The organism is Marinobacter sp. AL4B (genome assembly GCF_019916045.1).
Taxonomy (GTDB): Bacteria; Pseudomonadota; Gammaproteobacteria; order Pseudomonadales; family Oleiphilaceae; genus Marinobacter.
Map to the genome: position 1 here is coordinate 758,708 of NZ_JAILWZ010000013.1, position 16,210 is coordinate 774,917.

General features: G+C 56.7%; 14 protein-coding genes. 11 read left to right on the forward strand and 3 right to left on the reverse strand.

All coding sequences use genetic code 11. The features are described 5' to 3' along the window. Positions 1-54 precede the first annotated feature (54 nt). The 6 genes from K5L82_RS13815 to K5L82_RS13840 all read left to right on the forward strand — a co-directional run bounded on the left by K5L82_RS13815 (position 55) and on the right by K5L82_RS13840 (position 6,273). Positions 55-1,206, forward strand: coding sequence for an alpha/beta fold hydrolase (locus K5L82_RS13815; RefSeq protein WP_223134539.1), 1,152 nt, complete (start codon positions 55-57; stop codon positions 1,204-1,206). Between the two features lie 68 nt (positions 1,207-1,274). Continuing rightward, positions 1,275-2,186, forward strand: coding sequence for a LysR family transcriptional regulator (locus K5L82_RS13820; protein WP_223134940.1), 912 nt, complete (start codon positions 1,275-1,277; stop codon positions 2,184-2,186). A gap of 230 nt (positions 2,187-2,416) precedes the next feature. Beyond that, entirely contained in the window at positions 2,417-3,640 is a 1,224-nt protein-coding gene (locus K5L82_RS13825; protein ID WP_223134540.1) for a Bcr/CflA family multidrug efflux MFS transporter, read from the forward strand. Between the two features lie 75 nt (positions 3,641-3,715). Beyond that, on the forward strand, positions 3,716-4,216 hold the full coding sequence (gene tpx / locus K5L82_RS13830) for a thiol peroxidase (protein WP_133007036.1): 501 nt from the start codon (positions 3,716-3,718) through the stop codon (positions 4,214-4,216). Positions 4,217-4,394: 178 nt separating this feature from the next. After that, positions 4,395-5,723, forward strand: a complete 1,329-nt coding sequence (locus K5L82_RS13835; RefSeq protein ID WP_410505862.1) for an MATE family efflux transporter — start codon at positions 4,395-4,397, stop codon at positions 5,721-5,723. Positions 5,724-6,081: 358 nt separating this feature from the next. Next, complete coding sequence (locus K5L82_RS13840) at positions 6,082-6,273, forward strand: CsbD family protein (RefSeq protein ID WP_133007034.1); 192 nt, start codon at positions 6,082-6,084, stop codon at positions 6,271-6,273. Between the two features lie 72 nt (positions 6,274-6,345). On the opposite strand, the gene K5L82_RS13845 is transcribed toward K5L82_RS13840, so the two are convergent. Then, positions 6,346-6,771, reverse strand: a complete 426-nt coding sequence (locus K5L82_RS13845) for a thioesterase family protein (protein WP_223134542.1) — start codon at positions 6,769-6,771, stop codon at positions 6,346-6,348. Positions 6,772-7,059: 288 nt separating this feature from the next. On the opposite strand from K5L82_RS13845, the gene K5L82_RS13850 reads away from it, so the two are divergent. Continuing rightward, complete coding sequence (locus K5L82_RS13850; protein ID WP_223134543.1) at positions 7,060-8,700, forward strand: MBL fold metallo-hydrolase; 1,641 nt, start codon at positions 7,060-7,062, stop codon at positions 8,698-8,700. Between the two features lie 8 nt (positions 8,701-8,708). On the opposite strand, the gene K5L82_RS13855 is transcribed toward K5L82_RS13850, so the two are convergent. Further along, complete coding sequence (locus K5L82_RS13855; RefSeq protein WP_004581060.1) at positions 8,709-8,867, reverse strand: YqaE/Pmp3 family membrane protein; 159 nt, start codon at positions 8,865-8,867, stop codon at positions 8,709-8,711. Positions 8,868-9,050: 183 nt separating this feature from the next. Here K5L82_RS13855 and K5L82_RS13860 point away from each other — a divergent pair, with 183 nt between their 5' ends. Together K5L82_RS13860 and K5L82_RS13865 are read left to right on the forward strand one after the other, a co-directional pair. Further along, entirely contained in the window at positions 9,051-10,469 is a 1,419-nt protein-coding gene (locus K5L82_RS13860; RefSeq protein ID WP_262492657.1) for a succinylglutamate desuccinylase/aspartoacylase family protein, read from the forward strand. A gap of 41 nt (positions 10,470-10,510) precedes the next feature. Continuing rightward, positions 10,511-11,440, forward strand: a complete 930-nt coding sequence (locus K5L82_RS13865) for a DMT family transporter (RefSeq protein ID WP_223134544.1) — start codon at positions 10,511-10,513, stop codon at positions 11,438-11,440. Between the two features lie 6 nt (positions 11,441-11,446). Here K5L82_RS13865 and K5L82_RS13870 read toward each other — a convergent pair whose 3' ends face one another. After that, entirely contained in the window at positions 11,447-12,622 is a 1,176-nt protein-coding gene (locus tag K5L82_RS13870) for a MalY/PatB family protein (protein WP_223134545.1), read from the reverse strand. 101 nt (positions 12,623-12,723) lie between these two features. On the opposite strand from K5L82_RS13870, the gene K5L82_RS13875 reads away from it, so the two are divergent. Both K5L82_RS13875 and K5L82_RS13880 read left to right on the forward strand, forming a co-directional pair. Continuing rightward, complete coding sequence (locus K5L82_RS13875) at positions 12,724-13,611, forward strand: AEC family transporter (RefSeq protein WP_223134546.1); 888 nt, start codon at positions 12,724-12,726, stop codon at positions 13,609-13,611. Positions 13,612-13,690: 79 nt separating this feature from the next. Continuing rightward, a complete protein-coding gene (locus K5L82_RS13880) occupies positions 13,691-16,195 on the forward strand; it encodes an acyl-CoA dehydrogenase (protein ID WP_223134547.1) in 2,505 nt (834 codons plus the stop codon). Positions 16,196-16,210 lie beyond the last annotated feature (15 nt).

Genomic DNA, 16,210 nt, shown 5'->3' on the forward strand with positions numbered 1-16,210 from the left:
TTATTCAGCCTTACGCTTAACGCATTCTGACTCTGAAGCTCCACGGAAACACCTATGCTGAAGCCACTAAAGCTAGCTCTCAACACAGCCTCCGGTTTATCCCACAAAGGCCTGCACTACGCTAGCAACGCCTTCGATCGCGTTTTTAAAGCCACCAGTTTGGTACAGGCTGGACAAACGCCGTTCGAAACCCTGCACACCAATGGGCTCGTCAGCCTACGTTACTATCCGCCTCTGGAAGAGGATTCCATTGAAATAGACGGCATGACGATCCCGGTCGAGCCCTCAACACACAAAACCCCGATCGTGATCATTCCACCCTTGGCGGTGAACATGCTGATCTACGACTTGTTCCCGACCCGCAGTCTGATGCGCTTTCTTCGTGCCAAGGGCTTTGAGGTGTATTTAATCGATTGGGGCATCCCACAACGGGAACATACCCACTACAACTTGCACACCTATGTTGCCGAATTTCTGCCCGAATACCTGAACCGCGTGCGCGAACACAGTGGCGAGCAAGAATTATCGCTGCACGGTTGGAGCATGGGCGGCATGTTCACCATGTTTTATTCGGCACTCAGCCAGGACCAGCACATTCGCAACGCCATCGTTGTCGGCCTGCCCATCGACAGCCACGCGTCTGGCATTCTCGGCATGATGTACCAGCGGCTGGCCGACATTTCCGGGGCGGTATACCGACGCACCGGTTTCCACATCCATAAAGTAAAACCGCACTGGTTCCACACCCCGGGCTGGGCCAACACCCTTGGTTTCAAACTGACCAATCCGATTGGCAGCGCCATGGGCTATTGGGAGTTGCTGGTGCGCTTGGGAGACCGGGAGTTCGTCACCAACCACGCCACGACCTCGGCATTCCTCGACAAAATGGTTGCCTACCCTGGCGGCGTTATTCAGGACACTCTGGTTCGCGTCTGGATTGACAACCAACTGGCGAAAGGGCAAATCCAGATCGGCGACGACTTTGCGCGCTTAGCGAACGTGAACGCCAATCTACTGGCCATCGCAGGGGAAACCGATACCCTGGCAACACCTGGCGCCGCCAAGCGCATCATGGACCACGTTAGCTCTGTGGATAAAACTTTCCGGGTAGCGCCCGGTGGGCACATGGGCATTCTGGCTGGCAGCAAAGCGCCAAAAGCTAGCTGGCTGGAATTGGCGGAATGGCTGGCCGCTCGCTCGAACTGAGCCTCTCGCGGAGTTTGGTATAAGGGTGCGCCGTGACAATCCGGGCACCCTGCCCTAAACTCCAATCGATGAAATCCGTTGATATATTAAATCTCGATCTTCGATCGCTGGCCACGTTTATTGCCGTGTTGGACGAAAGCAGCGTATCCCGCGCGGCCGTTCGCCTGGGCGTTAGCCAATCTGCGGTCAGCCACACCTTGGACCGCCTGCGTTTGGCTTTCGGTGACCCACTATTTGTAAAATCAGGGCGAGGCATCGTGCCGACCGAATACGCGCTGCGCACCGGCCCTCACATTCGCCACCTGCTGGACGACCTTCGCACCCTGCCCTCAGGCCCCCCGTTTGACCCGGCCACCGCCGAGTTCACCTTTACCATTGCCGCTAACGATTACCAGCGGGACCTGCTGCTACCAGGCTTGGTGAAAATCCTGCGAGAGCAGGCACCGGGCATTCATTTACAGGTGATTCCTTCAGGCATTCCCAACCCCGATATGCTCCGAAAAGAAGCCTGCGATCTGGTGATCAGCCCCCACGCCCCGGAGGCCACCGACATCATGCAGCGAGGCTTGATGGCCGATCGCATTGTGGTGTTCTTCGACCCGAGCATGCGCGAAGCACCCGTGGGCATGGACGATTACATGAAGGCGGACCACATCACCGTGCTGTTTTCCAGCGGCGAAAGACCCGCTCTGGACAGCACTCTGGATACCCGGGGCGTTCAGCGCAAGAACACGGTGACGGTGTCTAATTTCTCGGGCTTGCCCGAACTGTTGCGAGGCACCAGCATGCTCGCTTCGGCGCCCGAGCGAATGAGCACCCAGCTGATGCGTGATTTCGCCCACGTGCCGCTGCCGTTTGAATACAACCCCTTCACCCTGCTGATGCTTTGGCACCGTCGACACCAAACCGACCCCGCCCACCGCTGGCTTCGCAACCAGGTGAACTCAGTCGCGGCGACCATGAATGGTTTGAACGACTAATCAATCGATTTCATTCATATATTAAATGAAAATCTGACCGTTATTTTTTCTGCCTTCGCCCCCTAGACTTCATCTCCTCAGCAGACGGCAAGTGTGGGGGTGTCCTTCCAAAAACCGCTCCTTCGGCACATCCCTGTGACGCTTCTGCTCCGCCATCCATGGCTGCGCACATTTTTGGAAGGACACCCCCACACTCGCCTCGCAACCCTCAACATGGCGTCAAAATCGCAATGCTCGCACTGACAAGTATCTGGACAACTGTATTATTGGCGGCAGCCGTTGCCCTCGCGCCCATGGCAATCGACATGTATTTGCCTGCATTTCCGCAAATCGGCAGCGATTTTGGTGCGAACACCGCACAAGTTCAGTTAACACTGAGCATTTACATCGCGGGCTTTGCCTTCGCGCAATTAATCTGCGGGCCATTGGCGGACCGCTTCGGGCGCAAACCCATCATGATAGGCGGTATGCTTTTGTTCGCTCTGGCGAGCATCGGCTGTGCACTGGCCACAAATATCGAAACGCTGCAATTGTTCCGATTTCTGCAAGCCTTGGGCGGCTCCGCTGGGCCAGTACTTGCCCGAGCTATTGTCAGAGATGTTTATACCCCCCGAGAAGCCGCCAAAATCCTCGCCATGCTCGCCGGCATGATGGCCCTGGCACCAGCCATAGCGCCCACATTAGGCGGTTTCATCGTCGCGATCTTTGATTGGCACTGGATCTTCATCGTCATGGCCGCCTATGCCCTGATCATGGTTGCCGTCATCGCCTTCGGCATCCCGGAACCTCTGCGACCAGAAAACCGCCAGCCATTCCGCCTGTGCAGCCTATTGCGCAACTACCGGTTAGTAAGCACCGACCCAACCTTCATCGGCTATGCACTCACCAGCGCTGCCGTCTACGGCGGCTTGTTCGCTTACCTGTCGGGTTCTGCCTTCGTGTTAATTGAGGTACTTGGCGTGCCCCCCGAGCATTTCGGCTTCTACAACGCCGTGCCGGCCGCAGGCTACTTGCTCGGCAACATCACCTCGATTCGTTTAGCGAACCGGTACGAGCCCGATCAAATCCTGCGCTTTGGTCTGCTGGGCGGCCTCACCTCCGGAGCGATCATGACGGCACTGGCCTACAGCCAAGTCCAAAGCCCATGGGCCGTGGTAATGCCGCAAGCCGCCATCATGGCCGCACTGGGTATGATCCTGCCTCAAAGCATGGCCGGGGCACTGGCCAACTTCCCGAAAATGGCCGGCTCCGCCTCGGCCTTGCTCGGCTTCACCCAAATGGCCGCCGCAGCCACTGCAGGCGCCTTAGTCGGCCACCTACACGATGGCACCCCCTTAGTCATGGCGACCATCATCACCGCCTGCGCGGCACTGGCTTTGTTCGCCTACTTGTTCCTTGTTCAGCGTTACCCTGATCAAGCCCCTCAGACTATTTATATCCAGTCCAACGAATAACAAAGATGAAAACTCATCCGATTTAAGCTAAACAGGGTAAGTACACGAACTCAAAACCAACAATGGGAGCAAAACATGCCAACCAACGTAACTTTGGACGGAAACCCGATCGAACTCAGCGGCACCTTCCCAAATGCCGGCGACAACGCCGCCCCCTTCACCCTGACCAGCAGCGGTCTGGAAGAAGTCAAACTCGACAACTGGGCAGGCAAGCGTAAAATCCTGAACATCATCCCCAGCATCGACACCGGCGTATGTGCTGCCAGCACCCGTAAATTCAACGAAAAAGCCGGCAACCTGGACAACACCGTCGTACTGGTCGTCTCCGCCGACCTGCCTTTCGCAGCATCCCGCTTCTGCGGTGCAGAAGGTCTGAACAACGTTGAAACCCTCTCAACTTTCCGTAACTACAGCTTTCAGCAAGACTACGGCGTAGGCATCCAAAACGGCCCCCTAGCCGGCCTGTGTGCTCGTGCGGTTGTGGTTCTGGACGAAAACGACAAAGTTATCCACAGCGAACTGGTCAGTGAAATCAAAAACGAGCCAGATTACGAAGCTGCATTGAAAGTGCTCTAACCAGCTGGCAGCTATACGCACTGTTCGTGCACTGGAGAAAACATCTCCGGTGCCGAAGCAGTCGTGCGGGGAGGGCCTTCCAAAAATGTGCGCAGCTATGGATGGCGGAGCAGATGCACCAAACCCATGACCTGTTAGAATCTGCGCCAAACACCCAACCGAAGGCCCCAAAACCAACGTGCAACAAGCCCTGCAAAACGCCTCCCTAGGCCGCCAGCTCTACCACATGACCTGGCCCATGCTGTTCGGCGTCCTCTCACTGATGACATTCCAACTCACCGACAGCGCCTTCGTCGGCCAACTTGGCCGCGACCCACTCGCGGCACTGGGCTTCACCGTACCCATGCAGCAACTCGTCAGCGGCATGTACGTCGGCCTCGGCATCGCCACCACCGCCATCATCTCCCGAACCTTAGGCCAGGGTGACGACCAGCGAGCACAACGCCTTGGCGGCCTCGTCATCGCCGTCGGAGCCGGCCTCGCACTAACCTTATGCATCTCCGTGTGGTTACTGCAAAGCGTAATACTCGATTTACTTGGCGCCGAGCCGGCGCTACGCCCAGTCATCCGTGAATACTGGGCACCCTGGCTCACCTCCGCCTGGGTCGGAGCCATGGTCTACTTCAGCTACTCCATTAGCCGGGCCAACGGCGATACCCGATTGCCTGGTTACATGATGATCGTCAGCAGTTTGCTCAACATCGCATTGGATGCCCTCTACATTTTCGTATTCGGCTGGGGCCTGCCCGGTGCCGCTTGGGCCACCATCACCGCCTTCAGTATTGGCGGCCTCGTTATGTACCCAATACTACTGAAACGCCAGTGGCTAAGGTTCGACCTGCTCCAACTGCAATTACTCAAAGCAGCGAAACAGCTGGGTGGCATCATGGCTCCCGCCATGGTCAGCCAACTCATGCCGCCACTGGCCGCCATACTCGCCACAGCCCTGGTCGCTGGCTTCGGCTCATCCGCAGTAGCCGCCTGGGGCCTGGGCACCCGGCTGGAATTTTTCTCCATCGTGGTCGTACTGGCACTCACCATGTCCATGCCTCCCATGGTCGGACGCTTGCTGGGTGCGGGAGAAATCGATCAAATCCGCAAACTGGTGCGCATTGCTGCGCGCTTTATCATCGGCTGGCAGTTATTCATCGGACTGGTGTGGCTTGGCGTCTCCGGCGTTGTGTCCACCTTGTTCAGCTCAGACGCCAACGTGCAAGACGTGCTGGTCAGTTACCTGCTGCGCGTGCCGCTGAGCTACAGCGGTCTAGGCGTGTGCATCCTGATGGTCTCCATCAACAACGCACTCGGCATGTCCATGCGCGCACTTTTGATATCTGTCCTGCGCCTGTTTGGCTGCTACCTGCCCTTACTCTGGATAGGCTCACAAATCGGCGGGCTACCCGGCCTGATGACCGGAGCGCTTATTGGCAACTTGCTCGCGGGCATCATGGCTTACAGCCTCTACCGTCAGGGACAAAAATCGTTAGATCGCAGCGCGGGCCAGTAGACTCCAGACAAGGCAAAGGACAGGTGGGAAAGCTTTTAAGCAACCACCTTACGACAAGCTCACAAAGTCGTAACACGGGATAAAAATTGCCATTTTTCAGTGGGATAACAGAACGCGCGCTCACGCAAATTCTGCCGCAGACAGCTCACAGGTTGTCAGAGCAAAACACCTATGCCAGCCTGATTATTGAGCAGCACAGCTCAACGACAAAGCAGCATAGTTTTACCTTGAGCTAAAGGCCGCCACTTCCCTTTAACGCTATACGGGAAGCGAACACAGGCATACGGTATAGGATTAAGGATCACCTGCCCCTTTAGCTCGTAATTCATGCAATTATTTTCAAGACGAGGATAAAGTTATGAATAACGACATTCTGGAAGGCAACTGGAAACAGCTGAAAGGTAAAGTGCGCGAACAATGGGGCAAGCTGACCGATGACGACGTTGATGAAATCGGCGGCAAGAAAGACAACTTTATCGGCAAGCTTCAGGAAAAGTATGGCCTGAAAAAAGAAGAGGCCGAAGAAGAGTGGAACAAACTCTCCAGCTAATGATTTGTTCACACGACTGACCCCGATACCGATGGCGCGCCCGCGCCATCGGTTGTTTTTTGACCTACCTTTTTATGCAAACCTCGCGCGGAAACTCTCCGGCACCGGCGTGACTTCACGGGTGTTGTAGTTGAAGAACACAAAACCGTACTTCGCCAGCGCAACCGGCTGACCGCTATCGGCCTTGGTCACCCGGAACACGAAGTCGCCACCGTATTTATTAAAATCCATCAGCCCCACGTCAAAGCGCAGCATATCCGGGTAAAACGATTCACCCTGATACATAGTGGCGAGATCGGTAACAATAATGCCGTTACCGCTCGGATCGGCCTCTTTAATGCCATTAGCCACCAAAAACTGCGCCCGGGCCTCCGAGAGCATGGAGATCAGGGCATCGTTGCCCAAATGATTGGCTCCGTTAATATCGCTGATTCTAACGGGCAGCAGAGTTTCGAAGCTGAAGGCGTCGTCCGGAAATTCCAGTTTGATTCTTGCCACGGTGGTGTCCTGTTTAACGATCGTTTTTGAAGTGGACGCATCATACCCTTGCGCTTGTGACTTCTCATCTTACGTCGGTATCGGGTATCTTGGTTTCTGTTTCTGTTTCTGCGTTCTGGCTCAGAAGTAGGGATGGCTTGGGGGAAGGCTTTCCAAAAATGTGCGTAGCCATGGATGGCGGAGCAGAAGCGTCACATGGACGTGCCGAAGGAGCGGTTTTTGGAAAGCCTTCCCCCAAGCCATACCGGCAACTTATGCACGTGCCGAAAATAACGAAAAGAGTGATCTATGAGCATTCGTCCTGCGGCCACTTTGGCCCTGACTCGTGATAGCGAGAACGGTATTGAAGTCCTCCTGCTGCAACGCACCTGGGAGGCCATTTTCCTGCCCGGTTATTACGTCTTCCCCGGCGGAGCCGTGAATGTGGAGGAGACCGAGTGCCGGGATCATGCGATCGGTGTGGAAGACTCCGCCATCAGCCAGACCATGAGTTTGGTGGAAGGTGGCGGAGTGGATTACATGCTAGCCGCGGTTCGGGAATGCTTTGAAGAGTCCGGCGTTCTGCTGGCCCTGGACAAAACCGGAAAACTGATCGGGGCAGACCACCCGGTACACGCAGATCGGGACGCGCTATTCCAGGAAACCATTTGCCTGGCGGATTTGTGCAAGAAGCATGAGCTAACCTTGCCGCTCGACCATTTGGCGTATCTGAGCCACTGGGTCACGCCACCGGGACCGCCTCGCCGGTTTGATACCCGCTTCTTTGTCGCCGCCGCGCCCGAAGGGCAAATTGCCAGCCACGACGGCTCGGAAACCATTGATCACGTCTGGATTTCACCGACGCAAGCATTGGCGGAACACAAAGCCGGGCAGCGCTTGTTGGGGCTCCCCACCATCCGCACGTTGCGGGTGCTGTGCGACTTCGACACCACAGCTGAATTGATGCGCTACGCCCACGCCAACCCGCCAGAGCCCTTCCCGACCGATCCCTGGCCAGCGATTCGCAAAGGCAAACCGGTTTTTCTTGAGCCGAACGCACCGGCTTACGACGAAGCCGTAAAACTGGACCCGGAAGGTGCAGGCTCGGTGCAGGCGCAGATTACACCGGGTGAACCGGTTGAGGTGGCGGCCGGGGTGGTTCGATTAACCGCGCCGAATCCGGGAATGATGACAGGCCCCGGCACCAACACCTACATTCTCGGTTTCGATCGTTTTACTGTGCTCGATCCCGGGCCGGCCGATGAAAGCCATATTGAACGTATTCTGGAGGTGACCGGCGGTGCGGTGGATCAGGTAGTGATCACCCACACCCATCTCGACCATTCTCCCGGCACCCGGTTGCTGAAAGAACGCGCCAACTGCCGGGTTTTCGGCTGGCCAGCGCCGAAAGGTGCCGCGCAGGACACCGCATTCACTCCGGATGATATCCCTGAACACGGAGAGCTGATCGCCACCGAAGCCGGGGTATTGAAAGTTATCCACACCCCCGGCCACGCCTCGAATCACCTGTGTTATTTACTAACAGACCAAGACCTGCTGTTTTCCGGTGACCACATCATGCAAGGCTCGACCGTGGTGATTAATCCGCCGGACGGCGATATGAAAGCTTATGTGGAATCGCTGTACGAATTGCTGGAAGAAAAGATTCAGTTCATTGCCCCGGCACACGGGTTTCTTATGGGTCAGCCAGAAGCTGTGGTGGATTATCTGATTACCCACCGCCTGTCACGGGAGCATAAGGTGTTCCGGGCGCTGGAAGCGCTGGCACCGGTATCCCTGAAAGATTTGACCGCGAAAGCCTACGACGATGTGCCAGCCGCAATACACGGGCTGGCTGCCCGCTCCGCGCTGGCACATCTTCTGAAGTTGGAAGCCGAGCATCGGGCCTACCAAAAAGAAAATCTCTGGCATACCGTAAGCCCGGCGTAATCGCTGGGCTATTTTTTAGCGATCACCCATACCGCATGAACAATGCCCGGGATATAGCCGAGAATGGTCAGTAGGATGTTGATCCAGAAGTGCTTTCCGATGCCCACCTGTAAAAACACCCCCAGTGGCGGTAACAGAATAGCAATCAAAATACGCAAAAGGTCCATACAGTTCTCTCCTTAGTCTCGGTATAACGGTCTTATGATTGAAAGATAGTTCAGTTATACACAATCAGCAGCCAGAATTCGGACCAGAATCATGAAAGTGGCATTACAGCTTCTTCACAGCCGTATTCATTACTCGCTGCGAGCCCTATCCTAGGCCCGTTTGGTCAAAGTACTCGAGGATTTATGCTGTTTCAACGTCATCACAACCGCACCACCCCCACATGGTTCGCCTACTTGGTTCTATCCATGACATCCGTGGGTGCCGTGGCCGATAGCCAAAATTCAAAGGCGGATTCCGAGCCGCCGGCTCCTCTGGTCGCCCAGTTGGCGGAGGATGAAAGTGTAGAAGACGTGGTTCAATCCGAGCCCCGGCATGACACTAAAAAGGCATCGTCGAAGACCAAAAAAACTGCAGAGCCCGACACCACAAAGAAGGCTGACGCGGAACCCACTGCAACCAAACCCAAGCAGCCGCGAAAGATTGCCCCCAATGTGGATCTCAAAGAAGTCGCGCCCATGCCTGAGCCTGAACCCGAGCCAGAACCCGCACCGGAAAACGCGGCGACAGACTCTACAGAACCCCCAGTGCCGGCTCCGACCGAAGAAATCGAGCCAGAGGTGACTGAAGCCGAGCCCATTCCTTCGGAAACCTTCGCCATACTGGGTAAAGAAGTGCTGCCCGGCACCTCGACCCGTCTTGCTTGGTCGCCAAACATTCAAATTGCCGGGCTTTCCCAGATTACACCGGTTCTGGTGGTGAACGGCGCTCACGCTGGTCCGACTCTGTGCCTGACCGGCGCTGTTCACGGCGATGAATTGAACGGCATCGAAATTGTTCGGCGGGCTATGTACGACCTGGACCCCGCCAAACTGAGTGGCCAAGTCGTTGGTGTGCCCATCGTAAATCTTACCGGTTTCCAGCAAGGCACCCGCTATCTGCCCGACCGCCGTGACCTGAACCGTTACTTTCCAGGCCGTGCCGACGGCACCTTGGCAGACCGCATCGCACACTCTCTGTTCAACAGTGTCATCCGTCATTGCGACATGTTGGTGGACATCCACACCGGCTCGCTCAAGCGCACCAACCTGCCGCAGCTGCGTGCCGACATGAACGACCCCGAAGTCGCCGAATTCACCAAGGGCTTTGATCGCATGGCCGTTGTCCACAGCTCAGGTTCTGGTGGCATGTTACGAACCGCCGCGGTCAACGCGGGCATCCGCGCGGTGACACTGGAAGCCGGCGAGTCGCTGCGCATTCAGGAACACCAGATCAAAGCCGGCGTAAACAGCCTCAACAGCCTGATGGAAAAACACGGCATGATCTCCCGGATGTTTGTTTGGGGTGACCCGCAGCCCGTGTACTACGATTCGCTGTGGATTCGCGCCCAGCACGGCGGCATTCTGTTCAGCGAAGTCGCCTTGGGCGATCGTATTTCCGAAGGGGACATCCTCGGGTACGTGTCAGACCCCATCACCAACGAGCAATACCCAATTCGCTCGGATGCCAACGGCCGCGTGATCGGTATGGCGGTAGACCAAGTGGTGATGGCAGGCTTTGCGGCCTACCACATTGGTACAGAGGCAGAAGTTCCAGGAGAGTAGTATGCTAGGCGTTTAATGCATCGAGCCAGAAGGATAATGACGTGGCTGCAGAGAACGCTGGCATCGCGCCCCGCACCCCGGGGCTGGCCTATATCGGTTTAGTACTGACGCCCCTGTTTTGGGCGGGCAACGCTGTGGTCGCACGGGGTACGGTAGACAGCATTCCGCCGCTTTCCATGTCGTTCTGGCGCTGGGTGATCGCCCTGTGCATTCTGTTGCCTTTCGGTCTACCCGGCGTTTGGCGCCACCGGCGAGTGATTCGCCAGCACCTCGGCTCTATGCTGGCCCTGGCCACCTTCAGTGTGGCGGCGTTCAATTCGTTGCTGTATTACGCAGCGCTGACCACCACCGCCACCAACATTGCTCTGATCAACTCCACCATTCCCATTTTCGTGGCCCTACTTGCCTGGATCTTGTTGGGCGACAAAACCCGCCCACTGCAGGCGTTAGGCATTGGGTTCGCAATTTTGGGTATTGTCACGGTGGTGGCACAGGGCGATCTGTCGATCCTGCTGAATCTGCAGGCACAACCCGGCGATTTGATTATGGTGGCGGCCGTGGCCAGTTGGGGGCTATTTTCGGTATTGCTGCGGCGGCAAGCCGTGCCATTGCCACCCCTGACCTTTCTGACTACCCAGATTCTGCTGGGCAGCTGTGTACTGTTTCCGTTCTACCTTGTCGATCTATTGTTCTTTTCCGGTGGCTTCAGCTGGTCAACTGACACGGCGTTGCCGTTACTGTATTTCGCCATCTTCCCCGGCATTCTGGCCTATGGTTTCTGGAACTATGGCGTGAAGCTGATCGGCCCCGCCAAAGCGGCCATTTTCATGTATCTGGTACCGGTGTTTGCCTCGGTTCTGGCCAGTGTTTTTCTGGACGAAGCACTGGGCTCAGCGCATCTGATCGGCGGTGCTTTGATACTGTCCGGGCTGCTGCTGGCAACCCGGGTAGGCCGGCGCCCGCCGGTTTAGCCTGCGTTACCACTGCGCCAGGGCCGACTCCACACGGGCCATTACCTGTTCTAATACGGCTCGAGGGCAACCAATATTGAGCCTCATAAAGCCGCTACCTGGCTCGCCAAAGGTGATGCCTGGGTTCATGCCCACGCCCGCCTGTTGCACAAAGAAACGTTTCAACCCGGCATCGTCCAGCCCCAACTCGCGACAATCTAGCCACATCAGATAAGTACCTTCCGGCGCTGACACCCGAATACCGGGCCAGCGCGTAGCAACCTGTTCCAGCACGTAGTCCCGATTAGCCTGCAGATACACCATCAGCTGATCCAGCCATTCACCTCCCTGTTGGTAACCGGCTTCAAAGCCCGTCACGCTGAAGGGATTACACTGAGGCACATGCAAAGAATCAAACACCGCTTTTATGGCCCCGCGGCGTTCAGCATCTGAAATCACCAACGCTGATAGACCCAAACCGGGCATGTTGAAACTTTTGCTCGGCGCAATGGCCGTGACCAGCGCATCGCTCTCACCCGCCAGCCGGGCCAGCATGGTGTGAGCGGGCTTGTCCGGATACACCAAATCGCAATGAATCTCGTCGGTCAGAACCAACAGTTGATGCCGACGGGCGATATCAAGAACCGCTTTTAACTCGTCTTCGGTCCACACCCGGCCCACCGGATTGTGAGGTGAGCAAAACATCAGAATGCGCGCGTCCGGCCGGGCGGCGCATTGCTCAAGGTGCTCCAGATCCATGCGGTATTGGCCGGTCTCCGCGTCCTGCACCAATGGGTTTTCGATCACCACCCGGCCACTCTGCTGCACGGAACTAAAGAACGGAGGGTACACCGGCGGCTGAATGATCACCCCTTCGCCGGGCGCAGCATAAGCCATGCAAGCAGCATGCAACGATGGCACCACACCCGGCGCCATCAGAATCCATTCTTTCTCGATCTGCCAATTGTGGCGTTCGGCAAACCAATCAATGATGGATTGGTAAAGGCTGTCCGGAAAAATCGTATACCCGTACACCGGATGCGCAGCCCGAGCCTTTAAAGCGGCGGTTACCGCCTCGGGCGCAGAAAAATCCATATCCGCGACCCACACCGGAATCACATCGTCACGGCCGAACACCGCCTTACGCACATCAAATTTCACCGAGGCGGTGTTTTCTCGTTGTATCGGCTGGTCAAAATCCATAGCTACCGTCATTCCCCATTAGCTTTACTAACAGCTACTTGTCGAAACCGTTCAGAATTGCGAACCTGCCTAGTTTTAACACAGTCCGCACCGGAAAATTTATGATCGCGCAAATACTGGCCACCATGCTACCCGTATTCCTGATTGCAGGCTGCGGAGCTTTGTACGGGCGTTACCGCACGCCGGATATTCAAGGCCTTAATGTGCTCAACATGGAGCTGTTTGTGCCCATGTTGGTGTTTGCCGTATTGGCCGACCAGCAAGCGCCCTTGCAGGATTACGGCTGGCTGGCGCTGGCCGCAACCGTGGTGGTGCTGGGCTCCGGCATCATCCTGTACCCGTTAGCCCGGGTGCTAGGCCTGAACCTGAAAACCTTCCTGCCGCCAATGATGTTCAACAACTCAGGCAACATGGGCATTCCGCTGCTGGTGCTGGCTTTCGGAGAGGCTGCGTTACCCGCGGCCATCGTGCTATTCATTGTCGAAATGCTGCTGCATTTTTCCGTCGGTCTGTACATGCTGGACCCGTACACCTCGGTGCTGAAACGCCTGCGCCAGCCCATTGTCTTTGCCAGCATCGCCGGCCTTGCGGTGAATTTCAGCGGCGTGGCCCTACCCAGCTGGCTACTGGAAGCCCTGAACATGCTCGGCGGTGTGTGCATTCCGCTGATGTTGTTCGCCCTCGGCGTACGCATGCTGGACGTCGACTTCAGCGACTGGAAGCTGGGTGTAATCGGCGCCATCGCCTGCCCTCTAAGCGGCCTTGTGCTGGCGTGGCCGCTCATCGCTGTGCTCGACCTTCCGGGCCTTCAGGTAGCGACACTTTGGGTGTTTGCCGCCCTGCCCCCGGCGGTTCTGAACTACATGGTGGCTGAACAGTATCGCCAGGAACCCCACAAGGTCGCCTCACTGGTACTGATCAGCAATCTGGGCAGCCTGGGGGTAATGCCCATCGTGCTGGGCCTGGTGTTTGCGGCAGGTTACCTCTAGGCAACTTGCAACAACCTATATTTTGGCCGATGGTTAGAGTTCAGCTTGCTGATTTCAAAACCGATACGGAGGTCTGCCCTTGAGCGTTCTGCTTCTTGTTCTCAGTGCTTTGGTGCTGATTTATTTCAGCATAGGCGGAAAAACCGCTGCAATTATTATGTCAGCAGCCACCTTGGTTGGCGTGGCACAAGACGACTGGCACATTCTCAGTTTTCTAATCGGCGGTTTGTTACTGGCGCTCGCTTTGTTGGTGGTTATGCCCAGCGACCTGCGCCGGGAAAAACTCAGCCGCCCTTTACTCGGTTGGGTACGGGGCCGGTTGCCAAAGCTTTCCTCCACTGAAGAAGAAGCCCTGAAATCTGGCTCGGTAGACTGGGACGGCGAATTATTTTCAGGCAAACCGGAGTGGAACAAGCTGTTGGATGCGGCTCCGGCGCACCTCACCAGTGAAGAACAAGCCTTCCTCGACGGCCCGGTGGAAGAGCTCTGCAACATGCTGGATGACTGGCAGATCACCCATGAAAACTACGACCTGCCGGAAGAAGCCTGGTCGTTTATTCGCAAGAACGGCTTTTTCGGCTTGGTAATCCCCAAAGAAGACGGCGGCAAGGGTTTCTCCAACACCGCCCATTCCGAAATCGTCATGAAAATTTCTACCCGCAGTGTGTCGGCCGCAGTCACCGTTATGGTGCCTAACTCTCTAGGCCCGGGCGAGTTGCTGATGCACTACGGCACCGAAGACCAGAAACAACACTATCTGCCCCGCCTCGCCGGCGGCGAAGAGATTCCTTGTTTTGCCCTGACCTCGCCCATTGCGGGCTCTGATGCCGGGGCCATCCCGGACAAAGGCATTGTTTGCAAAGGACAATGGAACGGCGAAGAAGTGATGGGCCTGAAGGTCACCTGGAACAAACGCTACATCACGTTGGCCCCGGTTGCCTCACTGATAGGCCTCGCCATCAAAGTTTATGACCCGGAAAACTTGCTCGGCGAACAGGACGAAATTGGCGTGACCTGTGTGCTGGTGCCCCGAGATACCGAGGGTGTGCACGCCGGTACACGCCACCTGCCGATGAATACGGTCTTTATGAACGGGCCGACCTGGGGCACCGAGGTATTCATTCCGATGGATCAGGTTATTGGCGGGCAAGATATGCTCGGCAAAGGCTGGACCATGTTGCTGGAATGCCTTTCCATCGGCCGCTCAATCTCGCTTCCGGCGTTGGGCACCGGAGCTGGCAAACTGGCCAGCCTGGCCACCGGCTCTTACGCCCTTTCCCGTGAACAGTTTGGCCGCACCATCAGTCAGTTTGAAGGGGTTCAGGAAGCTCTGGAACCCATCGCTGGCTACACCTACATGATGGATGCCGCGCGCCTGCTCACCGTGGGGATGCTTGACCGTGGCGTACGCCCGGCCGTGCCTTCGGCCGTGTTGAAGTACCGCAACACCGACCTGATGCGCGAAGTCATCAACCACGCCATGGACATTGTTGCAGGCCGGGGGGTGATCACCGGTCCTCGCAACTTCTTGGCTCGCGCCTATCAAGCGGTGCCGATCGGCATCACGGTAGAAGGCGCGAACATCCTGACCCGCAGCCTGATGATCTTCGGCCAAGGCTCCATCCGCTGCCATCCCTTCATTGTGGATGAGATCGAAGCCGCTGGCATGGACGATAAAGAGGCCGCGACCAAGAAATTCGACGACATTTTCTACAGCCATCTGGCTCACACCACCCGAAATTCGTTGCGGGCTTTCGTACTGGGCCTAACGAAAGGTTTGTTGGAAACCGCTCCCAGACAGGGCGATATCCAAGGCTATTACCGCCAGCTTGGCCGGTTCTCGGCAGCCTTCGCCATGATGACCGACGTAACGCTACTGACGGTAGGCGGTGGCCTGAAAGCCCGTCAACGGCTGTCTGGCCGTATGGCCGACTGTCTGGTGCATCTGTATTACGCCACCGCCGTGATCAAGCAATGGCACGAAGAAGGTTACCCGGAGGATCAGCGGGATTTGGTGGAATGGAGCCTGCAAACCTGCCTGCATGACCTGCAAAACTCCATGCGCGAAGCGATCATCAACTTCCCGGTTCCGGCGCTTCGCTGGCCCTTGCGCATTCTGGTCTTCCCACTGGGTGCTACAGGCCTTAACGGCCCGGATGACAAGCTGGGAGCGAAAGTGGCCGCCACCATCGTCGACGACACGCCTGCACGCCAGCGGGTGAGCCGCGGCACCTTTACCACTGAAGACCCGAACGACCCGTTAGGGCGAGTGCTGAATGCATACCGGCTGGCCAACGAAACCCATGAGATGCGCCAGCGTCTGCACGAAGCCATTCGTAACCGCAATGAGGATGAGCTCGATGGAATTGCTCTGTTGATGGGCCACCAGCGCAAAGAACTGGTGGACTGGGCCTGTGCCCAAGGCATCGTGACTGCTGATGAGTGTCCGAAACTGGAAGAGGCCCTGACCGCCTTGTACGACGTGATTCGCGTTGATGCGTTTGAGCCCGATGGGCTGAAGTCTCTGGCGAAAACAGCCAAGGGCAAGCGCAAAGTGGTCGAACGGCCCAAGAAAAAGCACTAACCCTTGATTGAGGGG

Coding starts and splice junctions, on each gene's coding strand:
- K5L82_RS13875 (WP_223134546.1), top strand. CDS start 12,724: ATGATCGCGCAAATACTGGCCACCATGCTACCCGTATTCCTGATTGCA.
- K5L82_RS13815 (WP_223134539.1), top strand. CDS start 55: ATGCTGAAGCCACTAAAGCTAGCTCTCAACACAGCCTCCGGTTTATCC.
- K5L82_RS13820 (WP_223134940.1), top strand. CDS start 1,275: ATGAAATCCGTTGATATATTAAATCTCGATCTTCGATCGCTGGCCACG.
- tpx (WP_133007036.1), top strand. CDS start 3,716: ATGCCAACCAACGTAACTTTGGACGGAAACCCGATCGAACTCAGCGGC.
- K5L82_RS13840 (WP_133007034.1), top strand. CDS start 6,082: ATGAATAACGACATTCTGGAAGGCAACTGGAAACAGCTGAAAGGTAAA.
- K5L82_RS13825 (WP_223134540.1), top strand. CDS start 2,417: ATGCTCGCACTGACAAGTATCTGGACAACTGTATTATTGGCGGCAGCC.
- K5L82_RS13860 (WP_262492657.1), top strand. CDS start 9,051: ATGCTGTTTCAACGTCATCACAACCGCACCACCCCCACATGGTTCGCC.
- K5L82_RS13855 (WP_004581060.1), bottom strand. CDS start 8,867: ATGGACCTTTTGCGTATTTTGATTGCTATTCTGTTACCGCCACTGGGG.
- K5L82_RS13850 (WP_223134543.1), top strand. CDS start 7,060: ATGAGCATTCGTCCTGCGGCCACTTTGGCCCTGACTCGTGATAGCGAG.
- K5L82_RS13870 (WP_223134545.1), bottom strand. CDS start 12,622: ATGGATTTTGACCAGCCGATACAACGAGAAAACACCGCCTCGGTGAAA.